We start from the raw sequence: 20,788 nt of genomic DNA, 5'->3' as shown, positions 1-20,788 counted from the left end.
CGCAGCACCCGGGGCGTGAAGGCTCAGTCATGCCCCTGACATCCCCAATGATGAGGGAGGCGCAGCATGCGCTTCAGACACAGAGCCGCGGCAGGGTTCGCGACCCTGTTGCTCCCCCTGGCCGGCCTGGTCGGCCTCGCGAGCCCCGCCCAGGCCGCGGCCAACGCGACGGCGAGCTTCACCAAGTCCAGCGACTGGGGAACCGGCTTCGGCGGTCAGTGGACCATCAAGAACACCGGTACCTCCGGCATCAGTTCCTGGACCGTCGAGTGGGACTTCCCCTCCGGCACGTCCGTCACCTCCGCATGGGACGCGGACGTCACGAACTCCGGCACCCACTGGACCGCCAAGAACAAGTCGTACAACGGCACCCTCGCCCCCGGCGCCTCGGTCTCCTTCGGCTTCAACGGGGCAGGCTCCGGCTCCCCGTCCAACTGCAGGCTGAACGGTGACAGCTGCGACGGCACGACGGTCCCGGGTGACGCGGCGCCCTCCGCTCCCGGCACGCCGGCCGCCTCCGGCATCACCGACACCTCGGTGAAGCTCGGCTGGAACGCCGCCACCGACGACAAGGGCATCAGGAACTACGACGTCCTGCGCGACGGCAAGGTCGTCGGCACGGTGACGACGACGTCGTACACCGACACCGGCCTGACCGCCGGCACCGACTACTCCTACACCGTGCGGGCCCGCGACACCGCCGACCAGACCGGCCCGGTCAGCGGCGCGGTCGCCGTGCACACCACCGGCGGCGGCACCACTCCCCCGCCCACCGGCGACAAGGTCAAGCTCGGCTACTTCACCGAGTGGGGCATCTACGGCCGGGGCTACAACGTCAAGAACCTGGTGACGTCCGGCTCCGCCTCGAAGATCACGCACATCAACTACGCCTTCGGCAACGTCACCGGCGGCAAGTGCGCGATCGGCGACTCCTACGCCGACTACGACAAGGCGTTCACCGCCGACCAGTCGGTGAGCGGCGTGGCCGACACCTGGGACCAGCCGCTGCGAGGCAACTTCAACCAGCTGCGCGAGCTGAAGGCCAAGTACCCGAACATCAAGGTGCTGTGGTCCTTCGGCGGCTGGACCTGGTCCGGCGGCTTCGGCGAGGCCGCGAAGAACCCGGCCGCCTTCGCGCAGTCCTGCTACGACCTGGTCGAGGACCCGCGCTGGGCCGATGTCTTCGACGGCATCGACATCGACTGGGAGTACCCGAACGCCTGCGGTCTGAGCTGCGACACCAGCGGAGCGGCGGCCTACAAGAACCTGATGTCCGCCCTGCGCGCCAAGTTCGGATCCGGCAACCTGATCACCGCGGCCACCACCGCCGACGGCTCCGCCGGCGGCAAGATCGAGGCCGCGGACTACGCGGGCGCCGCCCAGTACGTCGACTGGTACAACGTGATGACGTACGACTTCTTCGGCGCCTGGGACGCCAAGGGTCCCACCGCCCCGCACTCCCCTCTCACCTCGTACTCCGGCATCCCGAAGGACGGCTTCACCACCGCCGACGCGATGGCCAAGTTCAAGGCGATCGGGGTCCCCGCGAAGAAACTGCTCATCGGCATCGGCTTCTACGGCCGCGGCTGGACCGGCGTCACCCAGGACGCCCCGGGCGGCACGGCCACGGGCCCGGCGGCCGGCACCTACGAGCAGGGCATCGAGGACTACAAGGTCCTGAAGTCCTCCTGCCCGGCCACCGGCACGATCGCCGGTACGGCCTACGCGCACTGCGGCAGCAACTGGTGGTCGTACGACACCCCCGCCACCATCGCCACCAAGATGGCGTGGGCCAAGAACCAGGGCCTCGGCGGCGCCTTCTTCTGGGAGTTCAGCGGTGACACCAGCAACGGCGAGCTGGTGAGCGCCATCAACAGCAACCTGTAGAACGAGCGCCGGGCGACAGCCCGGAAGAGCACCTAAGCGACGTTGACGCGCTGACCGGGCGGGGCTGCCTCCAGCCACGCGAGGAATCCGGTCAGCGCGTCTTCGCTCATGGCGAGTTCGAGACGCGTGCCCCGATGCGTGCACGCGAGAACGACGGCGTCGGAGAGCAACGCCAGCTCCTCCTCGCCCTCGGTCAGCCGGCGGCCGGCCACCTCGATCTGCGCGCGCTCCAGGGTGCGGCGGGGACGGGGGGCGTACGAGAAGACGCGGTACCACTCGATGCGGTCGCCGTTGTAGCGGGCGACGCCGTAGCTCCAGCCCTTGCCGCCGGTGTCCGGTTTCTCGGGCACGTCCCAGCGCAGGGAACAGTCGAAGGTCCCGCCGGAACGCTGGATCAGTCTGCGGCGCAGTCCGAACAGGAACAGCCCCACCACCAGGAGCGCGACCACGATCCCGCACACAGTCAGAGCGAGGACCATCGGCACCGACCTCCTCGTCTTCCAGGTAGGGAACTGCTTTTACGACTGAGTAATGAAACGGAAAAAACATCCACATCTACCTCAGCCGCGACCGGCACCGGATTACTCCGGGCCGGCCGCGGCTGAGTGACGTCAACGTACAGCGCGGCTGGTTCAGCGCGCCGCCGCCGCACGCAGTCGGACGTCCGCGCGGCGCTCGGCGGCGGCGTCGCCCTCCGCCTTCGCACGCTCCAGCTCCCGCTCCGTGCGCTGGACATCGATCTCGTCCGACAGCTCGGCGATCTCGGCCAGCAGCGACAGCTTGTCGTCCGCGAACGAGATGAAACCGCCGTGCACCGCGGCGACGACCGTTCCGCCTTCACTCGTACGGATGGTCACCGGGCCCGACTCCAGCACACCGAGCAGCGGCTGGTGACCGGGCATGACGCCGATGTCGCCGGACGTGGTGCGCGCGACGACCAGGGTGGCCTCGCCGGACCAGACCTGGCGGTCGGCGGCGACCAGCTCGACGTGCAGCTCAGCAGCCAAGGGTGGCTCCTCGGGTCACCACCCGGCGGTAGTGCCGGGTGTTGGGGTCAATTCTAGTAGGCGTGGAAGAGGGGGCGGGACGCACCCGCCCCCTCACCCAGAGCACGAGGCTCAGGAGACGCCCAGCTCCTTGGCGTTGGCCTTGAGGTCCTCAATGCCACCGCACATGAAGAACGCCTGCTCCGGGAAGTGGTCGTACTCGCCGTCGATGATCGCGTTGAAGGCCGCGATCGACTCCTCCAGCGGGACGTCCGACCCGTCGACGCCGGTGAACTGCTTGGCGACGTGGGTGTTCTGGGACAGGAAGCGCTCCACACGACGGGCCCGGTGGACGACGAGCTTGTCCTCTTCGCCCAGCTCGTCGATACCGAGGATCGCGATGATGTCCTGGAGGTCCTTGTACTTCTGCAGCACCGACTTCACCCGCATGGCCGCGTTGTAGTGGTCCGCGGCGATGTAGCGCGGGTCCAGGATGCGGGACGTGGAGTCCAGCGGGTCCACGGCCGGGTAGATGCCCTTCTCGGAGATCGGACGGGAGAGAACCGTCGTCGCGTCGAGGTGGGCGAAGGTGGTGGCCGGGGCCGGGTCGGTCAGGTCGTCCGCGGGGACGTAGATCGCCTGCATCGAGGTGATCGAGTGACCGCGGGTCGAGGTGATGCGCTCCTGGAGGAGACCCATCTCGTCGGCCAGGTTCGGCTGGTAACCCACCGCGGACGGCATACGGCCGAGCAGGGTGGAGACCTCGGAACCGGCCTGCGTGAAGCGGAAGATGTTGTCGATGAAGAACAGCACGTCCTGCTTCTGGACGTCACGGAAGTACTCGGCCATGGTCAGGCCGGCCAGCGCGACGCGCAGACGGGTGCCCGGGGGCTCGTCCATCTGACCGAAGACCAGCGCGGTCTTGTCGATGACGCCCGAGTCGGTCATCTCCTCGATGAGGTCGTTGCCCTCACGGGTGCGCTCGCCGACACCGGCGAACACGGAGACACCGTCGTGGTTGTTGGCGACACGGTAGATCATCTCCTGGATGAGCACCGTCTTGCCGACGCCGGCACCGCCGAACAGGCCGATCTTGCCGCCCTTGACGTACGGGGTGAGCAGGTCGATGACCTTGACGCCCGTCTCGAACATCTCGGTCTTCGACTCGAGCTCGTCGAAGTTCGGGGCCTTGCGGTGGATCGGCCAGCGCTCACCGTCGTACTGCTCGTCGACGTTCAGCACCTCACCGAGGGTGTTGAACACCTTGCCCTTGGTGAAGTCGCCGACCGGCACCGAGATCGGCGCGCCGGTGTCGACGACCGGGGCCTGGCGGACCAGACCGTCGGTCGGCTGCATGGAGATGGTGCGGACCAGGCCGTCACCCAGGTGCTGGGCGACCTCGAGGGTCAGCGTCTTCTTCGCGCCGGCGTTGGCCGGGTCGGCCACCTCGACGTGCAGCGCCTGGTAGATGTCCGGCATCGCGTCGACGGGGAACTCCACGTCGACGACCGGGCCGATGACCCGGGCGACGCGGCCCGTAGCCGTCGCGGTCTCAACAGTGGTGGTCATTATCGGTCACTCCCCGCGGTCGCGTCGGCCAGGGCGCTGGCGCCACCGACGATCTCGCTGATTTCCTGGGTGATTTCGGCCTGGCGGGCCGCGTTGGCAAGACGGGAGAGCGTGTTGATCAGCTCGCCCGCGTTGTCGGTGGCCGACTTCATCGCGCGCCGCGTGGCGGCGTGCTTCGAAGCGGCCGACTGGAGCAGCGCGTTGTAGATCCGGCTTTCCACGTAGCGTGGCAGCAGGGCGTCGAGGACGTCCTCCGCCGAGGGCTCGAAGTCGTACAGCGGGAGGATCTCCCCCTGCGGCCTGGCCTCCTCGGCGACCTCTTCGAGGCGCAGCGGAAGCAGCCGGGCGTCGAGCGCCGTCTGCGTCATCATCGAGATGAACTCGGTGAAGACGATGTGGAGTTCGTCCACACCACCCTCGGCCGTGTCCTTCTCGATGGCCTCGATCAGGGGCGCCGCCACCTTCTTGGCGTCCGCGTACGTCGGCTCGTCGGTGAAGCCCGTCCACGACTCCGCGATCTTGCGCTCACGGAAGTTGTAGTGGGCGACACCGCGCCGGCCGACGATGTACGTGTCGACCTGCTTGCCCTCACGCTCCAGGCGCAGGGTCAGCTGCTCCGCCGCCTTGATGGCGTTGGAGTTGAAGGCACCGGCCAGACCGCGGTCGCTCGTGAGGAGCAGGACCGCGGCACGGGCCGGGTTCTCCGCCTCCGTGGTGAGCGGGTGCTTGGTGTTCGAACCCGTACCGACCGCCGTGACCGCGCGTGTCAGCTCGGTCGCGTAGGGGGTGGAGGCCGCCACCTTGCGCTGCGCCTTGACGACGCGCGAGGCGGCGATCATCTCCATCGCCTTGGTGATCTTCTTGGTCGCGGTGACGGATCGGATGCGACGCTTGTAGACCCGGAGCTGGGCTCCCATGAGTCAGGTCCCTTCCTTACGTCACTTGGCGGCAGCGGCAGGAGTGTCCTCGCCGAGCAGCTTGCCGTCCGAGGTCTCGAACTGCTTCTTGAACTCCGCCACCGCGTCGTCGATCGCCTGGATCGTGTCGTCCGACATCTTGGCGCCCTCCCTGATGGAGGTCATCAGGCCCTGGTGCTTCCGGTGCAGGAAGTCGATCAGTTCCTTCTCGAAGCGGCGGATGTCGGCGACCGGGACCTCGTCCATACGGCCGTTGGTGCCGGCCCAGACGGAGACGACCTGGTCCTCGGTGGCCATCGGCTGGTACTGGTCCTGCTTCAGCAGCTCGACCATGCGCTGACCGCGCTCCAGCTGAGCCTTGGAGGCCGCGTCCAGGTCGGAACCGAAGGCGGCGAACGCCTCCAGCTCACGGAACTGGGCGAGGTCCACACGGAGGCGGCCGGAGACCTGGCGCATCGCCTTGTGCTGCGCGGAACCACCGACTCGGGAGACGGAGATACCGACGTTCAGCGCGGGACGCTGACCGGCGTTGAACAGGTCCGACTCCAGGAAGCACTGGCCGTCGGTGATGGAGATGACGTTGGTCGGGATGAACGCCGAGACGTCGTTGGCCTTGGTCTCGACGATCGGCAGACCGGTCATCGAGCCGGCGCCCTCGTCGTCGGAGAGCTTCGCGCAACGCTCCAGCAGACGGGAGTGCAGGTAGAAGACGTCACCCGGGTAGGCCTCACGGCCCGGCGGGCGGCGCAGCAGCAGCGACACGGCGCGGTAGGCGTCGGCCTGCTTCGACAGGTCGTCGAAGATGATGAGGACGTGCTTGCCCTCGTACATCCACTGCTGACCGATGGCCGAACCGGTGTACGGCGCCAGGTACTTGAAGCCGGCCGGGTCGGACGCCGGGGCGGCGACGATGGTCGTGTACTCCAGGGCGCCGTTCTCCTCCAGCGCGCGGCGCACGCCGGCGATGGTGGAGCCCTTCTGGCCGATGGCGACGTAGATGCAGCGGACCTGCTTCTTCGGGTCGCCGGTGCGCCAGTTGTCGCGCTGGTTGATGATCGTGTCGACGGCCAGGGCGGTCTTGCCCGTCTGGCGGTCACCGATGATCAGCTGACGCTGACCACGGCCGATCGGGGTCATCGCGTCGACGGCCTTGTAGCCGGTCTCCATCGGCTCGTGCACCGACTTGCGCTGCATGACCGTGGGGGCCTGCAGCTCGAGCGCGCGGCGGCCGGACGTCTCGATCTCGCCGAGGCCGTCGATCGGGTTGCCGAGCGGGTCGACGACACGGCCGAGGTAGCCCTCGCCGACCGCGACGGAGAGGATCTCACCGGTACGGGTGACCGGCTGACCCTCCTCGATGCCGCTGAACTCGCCGAGGACGACCGCACCGATCTCGCGCTCTTCCAGGTTCAGCGCGAGACCGAGGGAACCGTCCTCGAACTTCAGCAGTTCGTTCGCCATGGCCGAGGGCAGGCCCTCGATCTTGGCGATACCGTCGCCGGCGACGGTGACCGTACCGACTTCCTCGCGCGAGGCCGCGTCCGGCTTGTACGACTGGACGAAGTTCTCCAGCGCGTCCCGGATCTCCTCCGGCCGGATCGTGAGCTCCGCCATCTGGGTTCCCTGCTCTCCTTGTTGGGCCCGAAGTTTCACTTTGGGGGGATGGGGACTCCCCCTCGAAAGAGGTGAATCCTCTGCACGGCCCAACCAGGGCCGTAATTACGTACTGCTTTTCGGAATATCGGTGCTGCTAGCTCGCCATGCGGCGGGCGGCCTCGTCCAGCCGGTCCGCGAGGGAGCCGTTGATGACCTCGTCACCGACCTGCACCCGGATCCCGCCGAGGACCTCGGGGTCCACGTCCAGGTTCAGGTGCATCCGGCGGCCGTAGAGCTTGGCCAGGGCGGCGCCGAGGCGCTGCTTCTGTCCGTCGCTCAGCGGCACCGCCGAGGTGACGACGGCGACCATGCGGTCCCGGCGCTCGGCGGCGAGCTTGGACAGGGACTCCAGTCCCGCTTCCAGGCTACGTCCCCGCGGCGCGGTGACGAGGCGCGTCACCAGACGCTCGGTGGCCGGCTTGGCCCGCCCGCCGAGCAGCCGGTTGAGCAGCTCGGTCTTCGCCTGCGTCCCGGCCCTGCGGTCGGTCAGTGCCGCGCGCAGCTCGGTGCTGGAGGAGACGATCCGGCCGAACCGGAACAGCTCGTCCTCGACGTCGTCGAGGTCGCCCGTCTTCTCCGCGGCCGTGAGGTCGGCGATGTCCGCCAGGTCCTCCAGCGCGTCCACCAGGTCGCGGGACTGCGACCAGCGGGCGCGGGCGGTACCGGCCACCAGGTCGGCGGTCGCGCCGCTGACCTGTCCGCCGATCAGACGCCGGACCAGTTCGGCCTTCGCCTCTGCGGGCTGCGCCGGGTCGGTGAGGGCCCGGCGCAGGCCGGCCTCGCGGTCGAGCAGCGCGGTGACGGCCGCCAGCTCGTCGGCGAGCTGCGCGGCGTCCACGGACGTGGAGTCCGTCAGCGCGTCGAGACGCTCACGTGCGGCTGCCAGGGCCCCGCGGCTCGCTCCGTTCATCGCGTGGCCTCGGCCTTCTCCTCGAGCTCGTCGAGGAAGCGGTCGATCACACGGCTCTGGCGGGCGTGGTCCTCGAGGGACTCACCGACGAGCTTGCCGGCCAGGTCGGTGGCGAGCTTGCCGACGTCCTGGCGCAGCGAGGACGCCGCGGCCTTGCGGTCGGCCTCGATCTGGGCGTGACCGGTGGCGACGATCTCCTCGCGCTGCCGCTGGCCCTCGGCGCGCATCTCGGCGATGAGCGCGGCACCCTGCTCCTGCGCCTCCTGGCGCAGGCGCGCGGCCTCGTGCCGGGCCTCGGCGAGCTGGGCCTTGTACTGCTCGAGGACGCTCTGGGCCTCGGTCTGTGCGGCCTCGGCCTTTTCGATACCGCCCTCGATGGCCTCGCGACGCTCCTCCAGAACCTTGTTGATGTTCGGGAGGAGCTTCTTGGCGAGCAAGCCGAAGACGATGACGAAGGCGATCAGGCCGATGACGAGCTCGGGAATCGGCGGGACGAGGGGGTTTTCACCGCTCTCGGCCGCCAGGTTGAGCAGCTGGCTCATGTCAGTGCCTTTCGTCTAGGTGGCGTTCGCTGATCGGTGGATCAGGGGCCGTAGACGAACGGCATGACCAGACCGATCAGGGCGAGCGCCTCACAGAAGGCGAAGCCGAGGATCTGGTTGGCACGGATCAGGCCGGCCGCCTCGGGCTGGCGGGCGAGGGCCTGGGTGCCGTTACCGAAGATGATGCCGACGCCAACGCCGGGGCCGATGGCCGCAAGGCCGTAGCCGATGGAACCGAGGGAGCCGGTGACGCCGTCGGCAGCAAGGGTCTGGAGAGCGGACATGCCGATTCTTCCTTCTTCTTTACGGACCGGTGGGGGTTGGCCACCGGACGATCAGGGGGTGGGCGGGGCGGCGCTCAGTGGTGCTCGGCGAGGGCGCCCTGGATGTAGGTGCACGTCAGGAGGACGAAGACGTATGCCTGCAGTGCCTGGATGAAGAGCTCGAAGGCCGTCATCACGATGGTCATGATGAAGCTGACGCCGGCGTAGGCGATCCCGATGCCGTTCAGCAGGTACCAGCTGGCGATCGTGAAGAGCAGCAGCAGGGTGTGGCCCGCGAACATGTTGGCGAAGAGTCGCACAGCGTGGGTGAAGGGCCGCACCAGCAGGTTCGAGAAGAACTCGATCGTCATCGACAGCGGCAGCACCGCTCCGAGGGACTTGTCGTAGCCCGTGACGTTCTTGAAGAAGCCTACGAAGCCGTGGCGCTTGAAGGTGAGCGACACCCACAGGACGTAGACGATCACCGCGAGGACCAGCGGGTACGAGATGATCGACGTCACCGGGAACTGGGCGACCGGGATGATCGACCAGAGGTTCATCATCCAGATGAAGAAGAACAGCGAGACGACGAGCGGGACGTACTTCTCGCCTTCCCTCTTGCCGATGGTCTCGTAGACGACGCCCCGGCGGATGAAGTCGTAACCGGCCTCGGCGACCATCTGCAGCTTGCCGGGAACTACCTTCGGCTTGCGGAACGCGGCCCAGAAGAAGCCGACGATGACGATGGAACCGAGCAGCGCCAGCAGCATCGTCTTGTTGAAGTACACGTTGCTGTCGGCGTCACCCCACAGGGGCTTGAACAGGAACGAGTGCAGGCCGGGAGCCGGGAAGCCACAGCCGTCGAAGATGTGGCAGTCGGTCTCGAAGGCGAGCACCTGCGTCGGGTCAGCACTCACCGCGGGCTCCTTCAGCGTGGCGCATAGGTACGGCAACCTCGTTGTGTCGGCGCGGCGCACTGCCGCGGTTCGGCACGGGACTGGTGTTACGGATGTGGGGGCGGCTTGGGGGCATCTCGCCTCGCGATTGAACAGGCGTCAGCTCGGATGCCCGCGCCCGCGATGCCGCAGTTGGCACCGGACGATAGCAGGATCTGTCATGCGTCTTTATCCCGGCCCTACCCCTCACGACGAGTGCCCCGACTTGTGGGACTTTTCGCCGTCGGACGACGGGGTCGGTTCGGGTTCGACGTAGAGGATCTTCGACTTCATGTGGGCACGCGTCTGCGCGGCGATCCAGGCGAGGGTGCCGGCGAGGAGCGTGAACGCGAAAGCCTTGGGATTGAACAGCGTCGTGTGCTTGAACACGGCCATGAAAACGAACAGCAGCAGGATCTGGGCCGCGTAGAGCATCAGGCCCATGGCCTGGAAGAGATGCGGCAGTGATTTGGCGGTGCGCTGCAGAACGTAGAGCCCAAGCCCCATGAAGAGAATCACGATCACCGTCGCGACAACCGCCCCGATCGCTCCCTTGCCACCGGCGACCGCACCGCTGACGGCGGCGGCGATCACGCCGACGACAGCCGTGGGTACGGCGGCCTGGGCCAGGATCCGGGCGTCATTGGACGGCATGGCGGCAACTCCGCTTTCACAGGGGGGCAGGTGTCGTCATGGACGAGCGTAGTCCCGGGCCGAGGGGGTCGAGCCCTCACACCGATGGACCATCGCACTGGTTCCTTCGGCTCTATCCGGGGTTCTCGTGAACCGTATCACAAACTATTTGATGAGGTCTTTACCTGGTTGGTGTGCTCGCTGTCACACATGAGAGTGACAGTGCGCGTCTGTGCAGAAACAGTGCCGACTTGTCTGGTATTGGGGGGCTTTGCTCCCCCACGAGTTGGCAATGCTCTAGTCAGATTCTTACCTTGGCCGCCGCCTCAGCGACGGTCCGGGAAACGCGAGCGGGGGCCGATCGCGGTCGCGCCGTTGGCGCCCGAGACGCCCGCCGCGACGGGGGCACGCTCCTCGTCCTCCGTGTCCTCCACGGCCTCCCGCGCGCTCGTCTCCGCGGGCACGGCGGCCCCGGCCGCACTGCGCCGCCTGCGGTACCGGGGCGGTACGAACCGCTGCGCCCACACCGGCACGCGTGGTGTGAAGCGCGGGAGCAGCAGCAGGACAAGGCCGACGGCGCTGAGGAAGACCACGCCCAGCACGATCCACATCGACGCCGAGTTCACCGAGTACGCCAGCGCCCCGAAGCCGATCAGCGCCGACCAGAAGTACATGATCAGCACGGCCCGGCTGTGCGAGTGGCCGATCTCCAGCAGCCGGTGGTGCAGATGGCCCCGGTCCGCGGCGAACGGCGACTGGCCGCGCCAGGTGCGCCGGACGATCGCCAGCACCAGGTCGGCGGCCGGCACGGCGATGATCGTGAGCGGCATCAGCAGCGGGATGTAGACCGGCACCATCTGATGCACGGTGCTGCGCTCGGACGCGCCGAACAGGTTGTCCGGGTCGACCTGCCCCGTGACGGAGATGGCGCCCGCGGCGAGCACCAGCCCGATCAGCATCGAGCCCGAGTCGCCCATGAAGATCCGCGCGGGGTGCATGTTGTGCGGCAGGAAGCCCAGGCACATGCCCATCAGGATGGCCGCGAACAGCGTCGCGGGGGCGGCGGCCTCGATGCCGTACGAGTACCAGATCCGGTACGTGTACATGAAGAACGCGGCGGCCGCGATGCACACCATGCCGGCGGCGAGACCGTCGAGGCCGTCCACGAAGTTGACCGCGTTGATGGTGATCACGACCAGCGCCACCGTCAGCAGGGTGCCCTGCCACTGGGTCAGCGCGACCGTGCCGACACTCGGGATGGGCAGCCACAGGATCGTCAGACCCTGCATGACCATCACGCCCGCGGCGATCATCTGGCCGCCCAGCTTGATCAGCGCGTCGATCTCGAACTTGTCGTCCAGCACGCCGATCAGCCAGATCAGCGCCGCACCGGAGAGCAGGGCGCGCGGCTCGTTCGACTTGGCGAAGACCTCGTTGAGGTTGGTCAGGTGGTCGGCGACCAGCAGGCCCGCGCACAGGCCGAAGAACATGGCGATACCGCCGAGGCGCGGAGTGGGTTCCCGGTGCACGTCACGGGCCCGGATCTCCGGCATCGCCCCGGCCACGATCGCGAACTTCCGTACCGGCCCTGTCAGCAGATACGTCACCGCGGCCGTGACACAGAGCGTCAGCAGGTATTCACGCACGGGCTTCCCCACAGGTCTCGCTGGCCATCACAGCCCCACACCCTAGCGAGGGACGCATATGGATGAGGACTTCCGGGTAGCGACGATGGTTGCACGTGTGGCTGTGCACGACGGTCACACCAGTGTGTACGGCTGTGCGTCTACCCCCGCTCAACCGGGATACGGCGGGAATCTGCCGGTCAGCTCGCGTACCTCCGCCCGCGCTCCGGCCGGGTTCGTGTCACCGCGCAGCACGGCGGCGAGCAGGGCGGCGATCCGCACCATCTCCGGCTCCCCCATGCCCTGGGTGGTCACGGCGGCCGTGCCCAGGCGCAGGCCGCGGCCGTCGCCGTGCGGCAGCGCGCAGCAGTCCAGCACCAGACCGGCGGCGAGGAGCCGGCCGCGCGCGGTGCGGCCCTCCATGCCGAGCGGGGCCGGGTCGGCGGTGATCAGGTGGGTGTCGGTGCCGCCGGTGGTCACGGCGAGGCCCTCGGCGGCCAGGTGACCGGCGAGCACCCGCGCGTTGGCGACCACCTGATGGGCGTACGCCGAGAACGCCGGGGTCGCCGCCTCACCGAACGCGACGGCCTTCGCGGCGATGGTGTGCATCTGCGCGCCGCTCTGCGTGAACGGGAAGACGGCCCGGTCGACGCGTTCGGCCAGCTCGGCGCCGCACAGGATCATCCCGCCGCGCGGGCCGCGCAGCACCTTGTGGGTGGTGGCGCACACGATGTCCGCGTACGGCACCGGGTTCGGCGCCGCTCCCCCGGCGACCAGGCCGATCGGGTGCGCCGCGTCCACGATCAGATAGGCCCCGACCTCGTCGGCGACCTCGCGGAAGAAGGCGTGGTCGAAGTGGCGGGGGTAGGCGATGGAGCCGCAGACGATGGCCTTGGGGCGGTGGTTGCGGGCCAGGTGGCGCAGCTGGTCGTGGTCGACGAGCCCGGACTCGGCGTCGACGCCGTAGCCGACGAAGTCGAACCAGCGGCCGGAGAAGTTCGCCGGCGAGCCGTGGGTGAGGTGGCCGCCGTAGGGCAGGCCGAGGGCGAGGACGGTGTCGCCGGGGCGCAGCAGGGCCGCGTAGGCGGCCAGGACGGCCGAAGAGCCCGAGTGCGACTGGACGTTGGCGTGCTCGGCGCCGAACAGCGCCTTGGCGCGCTCGATGGCGAGGCGCTCGGCGACGTCCACGAGTTCACAGCCGCCGTGGTGCCGGGCGCCGGGGTAGCCCTCGGCGTACTTGTTGGCGAGCGGCGAGCCCAGGGCCGCGAGGACGGCGGGCGAGGTGAAGTTCTCGGCGGCGATGAGCTGGAGCGTCGTCGACTGCCGCACCAGCTCGCCCCGCAGGATCTCCGCCAGCTCGGGGTCCTGCCGTCGCAGGGGATCGGTCTCGAGGACAGGTGTGACCGACATGACGGGCTCCGGGCGGTCGACGGTGACGTAGGTCCAATGTAGGCCCGGGGTGCGGGGGACGCGCGGTTGTCACGCCGTCTACGTCCGTGCCGGTACGCCTGTCAGCGCAGTGACCACCGGGTCCAGCGCGTCCCTTATCTCGTCCCCGATGGACCGGAAGAACGGCAACGGGGCGCCGTAGGGGTCGTACACCTCGTCCGCCTCGGCGGTCGGGGCCAGCAGCCAGCCGCGCAGCGCGGCCGCCGCGCGGACCAGCGCACGGGCCCGCATGACCACGCCGTCCTCCAGGGGCGGCAGGGTGGCCGGGTCTATCGCCCGGACCAGGCGGGTGAACTCCTTCAGGGTGAAGGTGCGCAGACCCGCCGAATGGCCCATGGAGATGACCTGGGCGCGGTGGTCGCGGGTGGCCGTCAGCACGAGGTCGGCCATGATGACGTGCTCGTCCAGCAGCTCCCGGCCGGTGAACCCGGAGGCGTCCGCGCCGAAGTCCGCCAGCACGGTCTCCGCGTTGGCCTCCATGGGCGCGCCCTCGTGACCCCAGGTGCCGGCGCTCTCCACGATCAGCCCGCCGCCGAGCACGCCGAGCCGCTCGGCCACGAAATGGCGGGTCAGCCGCTCGGTGATGGGCGAGCGGCACACGTTGCCGGTGCTGACGTGGAGGATGCGGAAGCTGTCGCGCGGCAAGCCGAAGGTCGTCGTCTCCTCCGCGACACGCTCCCCGATGCCTATGCCACGCCCCGCTTCAGGGGCCGTCAATTCGCCACCTCGAGGTCGGGTACCACCTTGCGCAGCTCGTCCGGGGAGATCGCGCCCTCGCGCAGCAGCAGCGGCACCTCACGGGAGACGTCCACGATGGACGACGGCACGTTGCCGGGGGTGGGGCCGCCGTCGAGGTAGACGGAGACGGAGTCGCCGAGCATGCCCTGGGCCGCGTCGCAGTTCTCCGGCGCCGGGTGGCCGGTGAGGTTGGCCGAGGAGACGGCCATGGGGCCGACCTCGTTGAGCAGCTCGATGGCGACCGGGTGCAGCGGCATGCGCACGGCAACCGTGCCCCGGGTGTCGCCGAGATCCCACTGCAGCGACGGCTGGTGCTTGGCGACCAGCGTCAGGGCGCCCGGCCAGAACGCGTCGACCAGCTCCCAGGCCAGCTCCGAGAAGTCCGTGACGAGGCCGTGCAGCGTGTTCGGGGAGCCGATGAGGACGGGGGTGGGCATGTTGCGGCCCCGGCCCTTGGCGGCCAGCAGGTCGGTGACGGCCTCCGAGGAGAACGCGTCGGCGCCGATGCCGTACACCGTGTCGGTCGGCAGCACCACCAGCTCGCCCCGGCGGACGGCGGACGCGGCCTCGCGCAGACCCGTCACGCGGTCGGTCGCGTCATTGGTGTCGTATCGCCGTGCCATGTCTAGCGGGCCTCCTCGTACACGTACTGCTGGCTGGAAGTCGTCGGGGTGCTCACGGCAGCGCCTTGCGGGCGGTCGCGAACCGGGGGCGTTTGTTGAGGTCGGGGTGGTCGGCCGCGTCGGCCCAGCCCCGCTCCTCGGTGAAGATCCACGGCACCTGGCCGCCCTGGGTGTCGGCGTGCTCGATGACGACGACCCCGCCCGGGCGCAGCAGCCGGTGCGCGGTGCGCTCGATGCCACGGATGAGGTCGAGGCCGTCCTCCCCGGAGAACAACGCCAGTTCCGGGTCGTAGTCGCGGGCCTCCGGGGCGACGTACTCCCATTCGGTGAGCGGGATGTACGGCGGGTTGGAGATCACCAGGTCGACCTGGCCGTCGAGGTCGGGAAAGGCCGTCAGCGCGTCACCCTGCCGCAGCTCGACCCTCGACCCGGCCACGTTCTTACGGGTCCACACCAGGGCGTCCTCGGACAGCTCCACGGCGTGCACGCGGGAGCGGGGGACCTCCTGGGCGAGGGCGAGCGCGATGGCGCCGGAGCCGGTGCACAGGTCGACGATGCAGGGCTCGACCACGTCCATGGCGCGTACGGCGTCTATGGCCCAGCCGACCACCGACTCGGTCTCCGGCCGGGGCACGAACACACCCGGCCCGACCTGCAGTTCCAGGTACCGGAAGTAGGCACGGCCGGTGATGTGCTGCAGCGGCTCGCGCTGCTCACGCCGGGCGATGACCTCCCAGTACCGGGCGTCGAAGTCCGCATCCTTCACGGAGTGCAGTTCGCCGCGCTTCACCCCGTGCACGAACGCGGCGAGCTCCTCCGCGTCGTTGCGCGGCGAGGGCACGCCGGCGTCGGCCAGCCGCTGTGTGGCCTGGGCCACCTCCGCGAGCAGCAGGTTCACGCAAGTCCTCCGTGTCGTACTCGTGCGTGCGTACGCCTCTTACGCGGCCGCCAGCTTCGCGGCCGAGTCGGCGTCGACGCAGGCCTGGATCATCGCGTCGAGGTCGCCGTCCAGGACCTGGTCCAGGTTGTAGGCCTTGAAGCCGACGCGGTGGTCCGAGATGCGGTTCTCCGGGAAGTTGTAGGTACGGATCTTCTCGGAGCGGTCGACGGTGCGGACCTGGCTGCGGCGGGCGTCGGCGGCCTCCCGCTCCGCCTCCTCCTGTGCCGCTGCGAGCAGCCTGGAGCGCAGGATACGCATCGCCTGCTCCTTGTTCTGCAGCTGGCTCTTCTCGTTCTGGCAGGAGGCGACGACTCCGGTGGGAAGGTGCGTGATGCGCACGGCGGAGTCGGTGGTGTTGACGGACTGGCCGCCCGGGCCGGAGGACCGGTAGACGTCGATCCGCAGGTCGTTCGGGTTGATCTCCACGTCCACCTCCTCGGCTTCCGGGGTGACGAGGACACCGGCGGCGGAGGTGTGGATACGGCCCTGGGACTCGGTGGCCGGCACGCGCTGCACACGGTGCACACCGCCCTCGTACTTCAGCCGCGCCCACACACCCTGGCCGGGCTCGATCTGCCCGCGGGCCTTCACGGCGACCTGGACGTCCTTGTAGCCGCCCAGCTCGGACTCGGTGGCGTCGATGATCTCGGTCTTCCAGCCGATGCGTTCGGCGTAGCGCAGGTACATGCGCAGCAGATCACCGGCGAACAGGGCGGACTCGTCGCCGCCGGCGCCCGCCTTGATCTCCAGGATGACGTCCTTGTCGTCACTCGGGTCGCGCGGCACGAGCAGCAGGCGCAGCTTCTCGGTCAGCTCCTCGCGCTGCTTCTCCAGGTCCTTGACCTCGGCGGCGAAGTCGGGGTCGTCGGCGACGAATTCCTTCGCCGTCTCGATGTCGTCGCCGGTCTGCTTCCAGGAGCGGTACGTGGCGACGATCGGGGTCAGCTCGGCGTACCGCTTGTTCAGCTTGCGCGCGTTCGCCTGGTCGGCGTGGACCGACGGATCGGCGAGCTTCGTCTCCAGATCGGCGTGCTCGGCGACGAGTTCCTCGACGGCCTCGAACATCATTCGGCTCCTGTACTGCGGTGAAGGGAAGGGCGGGCGACCAAAAACGCCGGTCCCGGGCACACCCCGGCTGGGGCGTGACCGTGGACCGGCGAAATGGGGCTCGCTACTTCTTGGAGCCGGCAGCCTTGCCGAAGCGGGCCTCGAAGCGGGCCACACGGCCACCGGTGTCGAGGATCTTCTGCTTACCCGTGTAGAACGGGTGGCACTCGGAGCAGACCTCGGCCCGGATGGTGCCGGACTCGATGGTGCTACGGGTGGTGAACGACGCACCGCAGGTGCAGCTGACCTGCGTCTCGACGTACTCGGGGTGGATGTCGCGCTTCAAGGTGTCTCCTAGGTTTCGGGAGGGCGCCGGGTCGCCGCCGCGGGATGCGGGGAGCGTGAACCGGAGCCGACGTACCAGTCTGCCAGGACTGGGGCCATCCCCCAAAACCGGGGGGCGGCGGGAACTATTCCCGGAAGCCGGGAGCGTGACGAAGGGCCTTGCGGCTGCACCACGGACGGCGGCTCCCGCAGCCCCGTCTCCCGGGCCCTGCGCGGCGCTGCTCGCGCTACGACCCCGTGACGACGCCCTGGGCCTCGCCGGTGGCCGTTCCCTCCATGGCCGACGCGGGGATCGGGCGGTCGTTCTTCAGGGCCGTCCAGACCTGCTGGGCCTTGGTCTTCTGCAGGAGCACACGGTTGGGGTCGGCCGGGTCGTAGCGGACCGGCATCGTGACCATCTTCATGTGGGACGAGCTGATGCCCTTGAGACCGCTCGCGAAGCCGATCAGGGAGTTCACCGAGCCGAGGTCGGAGTCGGTGGTGACGGCCTTGGTGGCGGTGTCGGCGAGGTCGTACAGCTTCTTGGGGTTCGTGAGGACGCCGACGTGCTTGACCTGGTCGATCAGTGCCTTGATGAACGCCTGCTGGAGCTGGATGCGGCCCAGGTCGGAGCCGTCGCCCACACCGTGCCGGGTGCGGACCAGGCCGAGGGCCTGCTGTCCGTCGAGGGTGTGGGTGCCGGCCTTGAGGTCCAGATGGCTCTGCGGGTCGGCGATGTTCCTGGTCGTGGTGACCTGGACCCCGCCGAGGTCGTCGATGAGCTTCTGGAAGCCCGAGAAGTCGACCTCCAGATAGTGGTCCATGCGGATGCCGGTGAGGGACTCGACGGTCTTCACCGCGCAGGCCGCGCCGCCCGTGGAGTAGGCCGAGTTGAACATCACGCCCGACGCGGCCGGGTGGGCCGTACCGCCGGTGTCGGTGCACTCGGGACGGTCGATCAGGGTGTCCCGCGGGACCGAGACCACGCTGGCCTTCCGGTGGCCCTCGTAGACGTGCACGATCATCGCCGTGTCGGAGCGGGCGCTGCCGTCGTCGGCGCCGCCGCCGAGCTTCTTGTTCTTGCCGGAGCGCGTGTCCGAGCCGAGGACCAGGATGTTCTCGGAACCGTTGTCGACCTTCGTGGGCCGGTCGTTGCCGAGGGCCTGGTTGATGTCGATGCTGCGGAGGTTGCCGTTGAGCTTGAAGTACAGGTATCCGACGCCGGTGCCACCCAGCACGACCACGCCCGCGGCCGTCCAGGCCGTGACGAGCAGGGCCTTGCGGCTCCCGCTGCGGGGCCTACGGCGGCGGCCCTTGCCACGGCGGGGATCGGTCTTGGCCGGCTCCGTTATGCCGGACTCCGGCGTGCTCTCGGCGGACACATCGCTCCCAGGTCTCGTTGGTCGGTTACCCCCTGCTTTCAGGGTCAGGCGCGGTCGTCACCGCTCCATCGTCGCTCCGCCCGGTCAGACGGAGAAACCCGGGAAAGGGTTGCACAACGCAGAGTGCCCACCGCGTCCAGCGATGGGCACTCTGCGTCACTACGGGGAGCGGGTCACCCCGCCCTCACCTGCACGTTGGCCGAACAGGGCGGACCGCCCGAAGTCGGCACCGACCGAGACCCTTGTGGCAAAGATCTCGGCGGGGAACACTCAGTCCCCGTTGCCCGGAGTCGGCGTCGTCTTCTGGATCTGCATCAGGAACTCGCCGTTCGACTTGGTCTGCTTCATCTTGTCGAGAAGCAGCTCGATCGCCTGCTGCTGGTCGAGCGCGTGCAGCACCCGGCGCAGCTTCCAGGTGACGGCCAGCTCCTCGTTGCCGAGCAGGATCTCTTCCTTACGGGTACCGGACGCGTCGACGTCCACCGCCGGGAAGATGCGCTTGTCGGCGAGCTTCCGGTCGAGCTTGAGCTCCGCGTTGCCGGTGCCCTTGAACTCCTCGAAGATCACCTCGTCCATGCGGGACCCGGTGTCCACCAGCGCGGTGGCGAGGATGGTGAGCGAGCCGCCGTCCTCGATGTTGCGGGCCGCACCGAAGAAGCGCTTCGGCGGGTAGAGGGCCGTCGAGTCGACACCACCGGACAGGATGCGGCCGGAGGCCGGGGCGGCGAGGTTGTACGCACGGCCCAGACGCGTGATCGAGTCGAGCAGCACGACGACGTCGTGGCCCAGCTCCACGAGGCGCTTGGCGCGCTCGATGGCCAGCTCGGCGACCGTGGTGTGGTCCTCGGCCGGGCGGTCGAAGGTCGAGGAGATGACCTCGCCCTTCACCGACCGCTGCATGTCGGTGACCTCTTCCGGACGCTCGTCGACGAGGACGACCATCAGGTGGCACTCGGGGTTGTTGTGCGTGATCGCGTTGGCGATCGCCTGCATGATCATGGTCTTGCCGGTCTTCGGCGGGGCCACGATCAGACCGCGCTGGCCCTTGCCGATCGGCGCGACGAGGTCGATGATGCGCGTGGTCAGCACGCCCGGGTCGGTCTCCAGGCGGAGGCGGTCCTGCGGGTAGAGCGGGGTCAGCTTGTTGAACTCCGGGCGGCCGCGGCCGTGTTCGGGCGCCATGCCGTTGACGGAGTCGAGGCGGACCAGCGCGTTGAACTTCTCGCGGCGCTCGCCCTCCTTCGGCTGCCGGACCGCTCCGGTGACGTGGTCACCCTTGCGCAGGCCGTTCTTGCGGACCTGGGCGAGGGAGACGTACACGTCGTTCGGGCCCGGCAGGTAGCCGGAGGTCCGGATGAAGGCGTAGTTGTCGAGGATGTCCAGGATGCCCGCGACGGGGATCAGGACGTCGTCGTCGGCGACCTGCGGCTCGACGGCCATGTCGTCGCGGCCACGACGGCCACGGCGGTCCCGGTAACGGCCGCGACGGCCCCGGCGGCCGCCCTCGAAGTCGTCGTCGTCCTGCGGACCGGCGTTGCGGTCCTGGCGGCCGCCGCCCTGCGGCTGGCCCTGCTGCTGCCGGTCCTGACGACCGCCGCCCTGGCCCTGCTGCTGGTCGTCGCCCTTGCCGCGGCGGTCACGGTCACGGTCACGGCCGCGCTCACGGCGGTCGCGGCGGCCACGGCCGTCGCCGTCACCGGCGTCGCCCTTGGCGTCGCCCTGCTGCTGGGCCGACGTCTCGCCCTTGGGCTCGCTCTTGGCCTCGGCGGCGACGGTCTCGGAGCTGCTCGCGGCGGGGGCGCCCGCATCCGCGGTGGCGCGACGGCGACGGCGCTCGGTGGGGGCCTCGTCGGTGGAGGCACCACCCTGCTCGAGCGGAGCCGAGAGCTTGGGGGACGGCTGACCGGGGATCTCGATCTGCTGCTGGGCCACGGCCTTGTCGGCGGGGGCCTCGTTCTTGGCCTCGGCCTTCTTCTCCGCGTCCTCACCCGTACGGGCCTTGGAGGTGGCCCGGCGCTTGGGCTTGGTCTCGGCGGCGGCCTCGGCCTTGGGGGCGGCGCCCCCACCGGCCTGGGCCTCCTTGATGACCTCGATCAGCTGGCTCTTGCGCATACGCGCGGTGCCCCTGATGCCGAGGCCCGAGGCGACCTGCTGCAGCTCGGCCAGCACCATGCCCTCGAGGCCGGTACCGCGGCGCCGCCGGGAGCCGGCACCGGTGGCAGGCGCGGAGGCGTCCGTGGCGGGCGCGGCAGCGGTCTCCTCGACACGTGCGCCCATCAGATCGGTGGTGTCGCTCACGAAGGGTCCTTCCCTGGAGCGGACGTCGGCCTGTCTGGCTCGGCGACCGGTTGTGCTGTCCGGC

At 69.2% G+C, this 20,788-nt stretch carries 20 protein-coding genes; 1 reads left to right on the top strand and 19 read right to left on the bottom strand.

Features of this window, described 5'->3' with window-relative positions:
- Window positions 1-66 precede the first annotated feature (66 nt).
- Window positions 67-1,887, top strand: a complete 1,821-nt coding sequence (locus AC07C1_RS25745; protein WP_478942603.1) for a glycosyl hydrolase family 18 protein — start codon at window positions 67-69, stop codon at window positions 1,885-1,887.
- A 32-nt stretch (window positions 1,888-1,919) separates the two neighbouring features.
- On the opposite strand, the gene AC07C1_RS25740 is transcribed toward AC07C1_RS25745, so the two are convergent.
- From AC07C1_RS25740 to rho, 19 genes are all read right to left on the bottom strand, one after another.
- Window positions 1,920-2,366: a DUF2550 domain-containing protein gene (locus AC07C1_RS25740; protein ID WP_478942601.1), complete on the bottom strand. Its 447-nt coding sequence runs from the start codon at window positions 2,364-2,366 to the stop codon at window positions 1,920-1,922.
- 153 nt (window positions 2,367-2,519) lie between these two features.
- On the bottom strand, window positions 2,520-2,894 hold the full coding sequence (locus AC07C1_RS25735) for a F0F1 ATP synthase subunit epsilon (protein ID WP_189957088.1): 375 nt from the start codon (window positions 2,892-2,894) through the stop codon (window positions 2,520-2,522).
- A 111-nt stretch (window positions 2,895-3,005) separates the two neighbouring features.
- The gene (gene atpD, locus AC07C1_RS25730; protein WP_478942599.1) at window positions 3,006-4,442 is read right to left on the bottom strand and encodes a F0F1 ATP synthase subunit beta; all 1,437 of its coding nucleotides are present in this window, start codon (window positions 4,440-4,442) and stop codon (window positions 3,006-3,008) included.
- A complete protein-coding gene (locus AC07C1_RS25725; RefSeq protein ID WP_478942598.1) occupies window positions 4,442-5,359 on the bottom strand; it encodes a F0F1 ATP synthase subunit gamma in 918 nt (305 codons plus the stop codon). The genes atpD and AC07C1_RS25725 overlap by 1 nt, the downstream gene beginning before the upstream one ends.
- A gap of 21 nt (window positions 5,360-5,380) precedes the next feature.
- A complete protein-coding gene (gene atpA / locus AC07C1_RS25720; RefSeq protein ID WP_478942596.1) occupies window positions 5,381-6,973 on the bottom strand; it encodes a F0F1 ATP synthase subunit alpha in 1,593 nt (530 codons plus the stop codon).
- A gap of 136 nt (window positions 6,974-7,109) precedes the next feature.
- Entirely contained in the window at window positions 7,110-7,925 is an 816-nt protein-coding gene (locus tag AC07C1_RS25715) for a F0F1 ATP synthase subunit delta (RefSeq protein WP_478942595.1), read from the bottom strand.
- On the bottom strand, window positions 7,922-8,467 hold the full coding sequence (locus AC07C1_RS25710) for a F0F1 ATP synthase subunit B (protein ID WP_478942593.1): 546 nt from the start codon (window positions 8,465-8,467) through the stop codon (window positions 7,922-7,924). Before AC07C1_RS25710 ends, AC07C1_RS25715 begins: the two co-directional genes overlap by 4 nt.
- Before the next feature lie 41 nt (window positions 8,468-8,508).
- Complete coding sequence (locus AC07C1_RS25705; RefSeq protein ID WP_388850538.1) at window positions 8,509-8,751, bottom strand: ATP synthase subunit c family protein; 243 nt, start codon at window positions 8,749-8,751, stop codon at window positions 8,509-8,511.
- 74 nt (window positions 8,752-8,825) lie between these two features.
- Window positions 8,826-9,647 (bottom strand): F0F1 ATP synthase subunit A, encoded by an 822-nt coding sequence (gene atpB, locus AC07C1_RS25700; protein ID WP_478942591.1) that lies wholly within the window; start codon window positions 9,645-9,647, stop codon window positions 8,826-8,828.
- Between the two features lie 225 nt (window positions 9,648-9,872).
- Window positions 9,873-10,319: a hypothetical protein gene (locus AC07C1_RS25695; protein ID WP_478942590.1), complete on the bottom strand. Its 447-nt coding sequence runs from the start codon at window positions 10,317-10,319 to the stop codon at window positions 9,873-9,875.
- A gap of 305 nt (window positions 10,320-10,624) precedes the next feature.
- Window positions 10,625-11,944 carry an MraY family glycosyltransferase gene (locus tag AC07C1_RS25690; RefSeq protein ID WP_478942588.1) on the bottom strand — a complete coding sequence of 440 codons (1,320 nt, stop codon included), beginning with the start codon at window positions 11,942-11,944 and terminating at the stop codon, window positions 10,625-10,627.
- A 150-nt stretch (window positions 11,945-12,094) separates the two neighbouring features.
- Entirely contained in the window at window positions 12,095-13,333 is a 1,239-nt protein-coding gene (locus AC07C1_RS25685) for a serine hydroxymethyltransferase (RefSeq protein WP_478942586.1), read from the bottom strand.
- Window positions 13,334-13,411: 78 nt separating this feature from the next.
- Window positions 13,412-14,089, bottom strand: a complete 678-nt coding sequence (locus AC07C1_RS25680; RefSeq protein ID WP_478942585.1) for an arsenate reductase/protein-tyrosine-phosphatase family protein — start codon at window positions 14,087-14,089, stop codon at window positions 13,412-13,414.
- Window positions 14,086-14,733, bottom strand: a complete 648-nt coding sequence (locus AC07C1_RS25675) for an L-threonylcarbamoyladenylate synthase (RefSeq protein WP_478942584.1) — start codon at window positions 14,731-14,733, stop codon at window positions 14,086-14,088. The genes AC07C1_RS25680 and AC07C1_RS25675 overlap by 4 nt, the downstream gene beginning before the upstream one ends.
- A 52-nt stretch (window positions 14,734-14,785) precedes the next feature.
- Entirely contained in the window at window positions 14,786-15,631 is an 846-nt protein-coding gene (prmC, locus tag AC07C1_RS25670; RefSeq protein WP_478942582.1) for a peptide chain release factor N(5)-glutamine methyltransferase, read from the bottom strand.
- A gap of 39 nt (window positions 15,632-15,670) precedes the next feature.
- Window positions 15,671-16,738, bottom strand: coding sequence for a peptide chain release factor 1 (gene prfA, locus AC07C1_RS25665; protein WP_478942716.1), 1,068 nt, complete (start codon window positions 16,736-16,738; stop codon window positions 15,671-15,673).
- Between the two features lie 106 nt (window positions 16,739-16,844).
- A complete protein-coding gene (gene rpmE / locus AC07C1_RS25660; protein WP_015657814.1) occupies window positions 16,845-17,066 on the bottom strand; it encodes a 50S ribosomal protein L31 in 222 nt (73 codons plus the stop codon).
- A 226-nt stretch (window positions 17,067-17,292) separates the two neighbouring features.
- Window positions 17,293-18,426 carry an LCP family protein gene (locus AC07C1_RS25655; protein ID WP_478942581.1) on the bottom strand — a complete coding sequence of 378 codons (1,134 nt, stop codon included), beginning with the start codon at window positions 18,424-18,426 and terminating at the stop codon, window positions 17,293-17,295.
- 270 nt (window positions 18,427-18,696) lie between these two features.
- Window positions 18,697-20,724 (bottom strand): transcription termination factor Rho, encoded by a 2,028-nt coding sequence (gene rho, locus AC07C1_RS25650; RefSeq protein WP_478942579.1) that lies wholly within the window; start codon window positions 20,722-20,724, stop codon window positions 18,697-18,699.
- Window positions 20,725-20,788 lie beyond the last annotated feature (64 nt).

The organism is Streptomyces sp. NPDC045022 (assembly GCF_056432605.1).
Note: the sequence above shows the minus strand (reverse complement) of the source record. Positions and strands in the feature narration are given on the sequence as shown.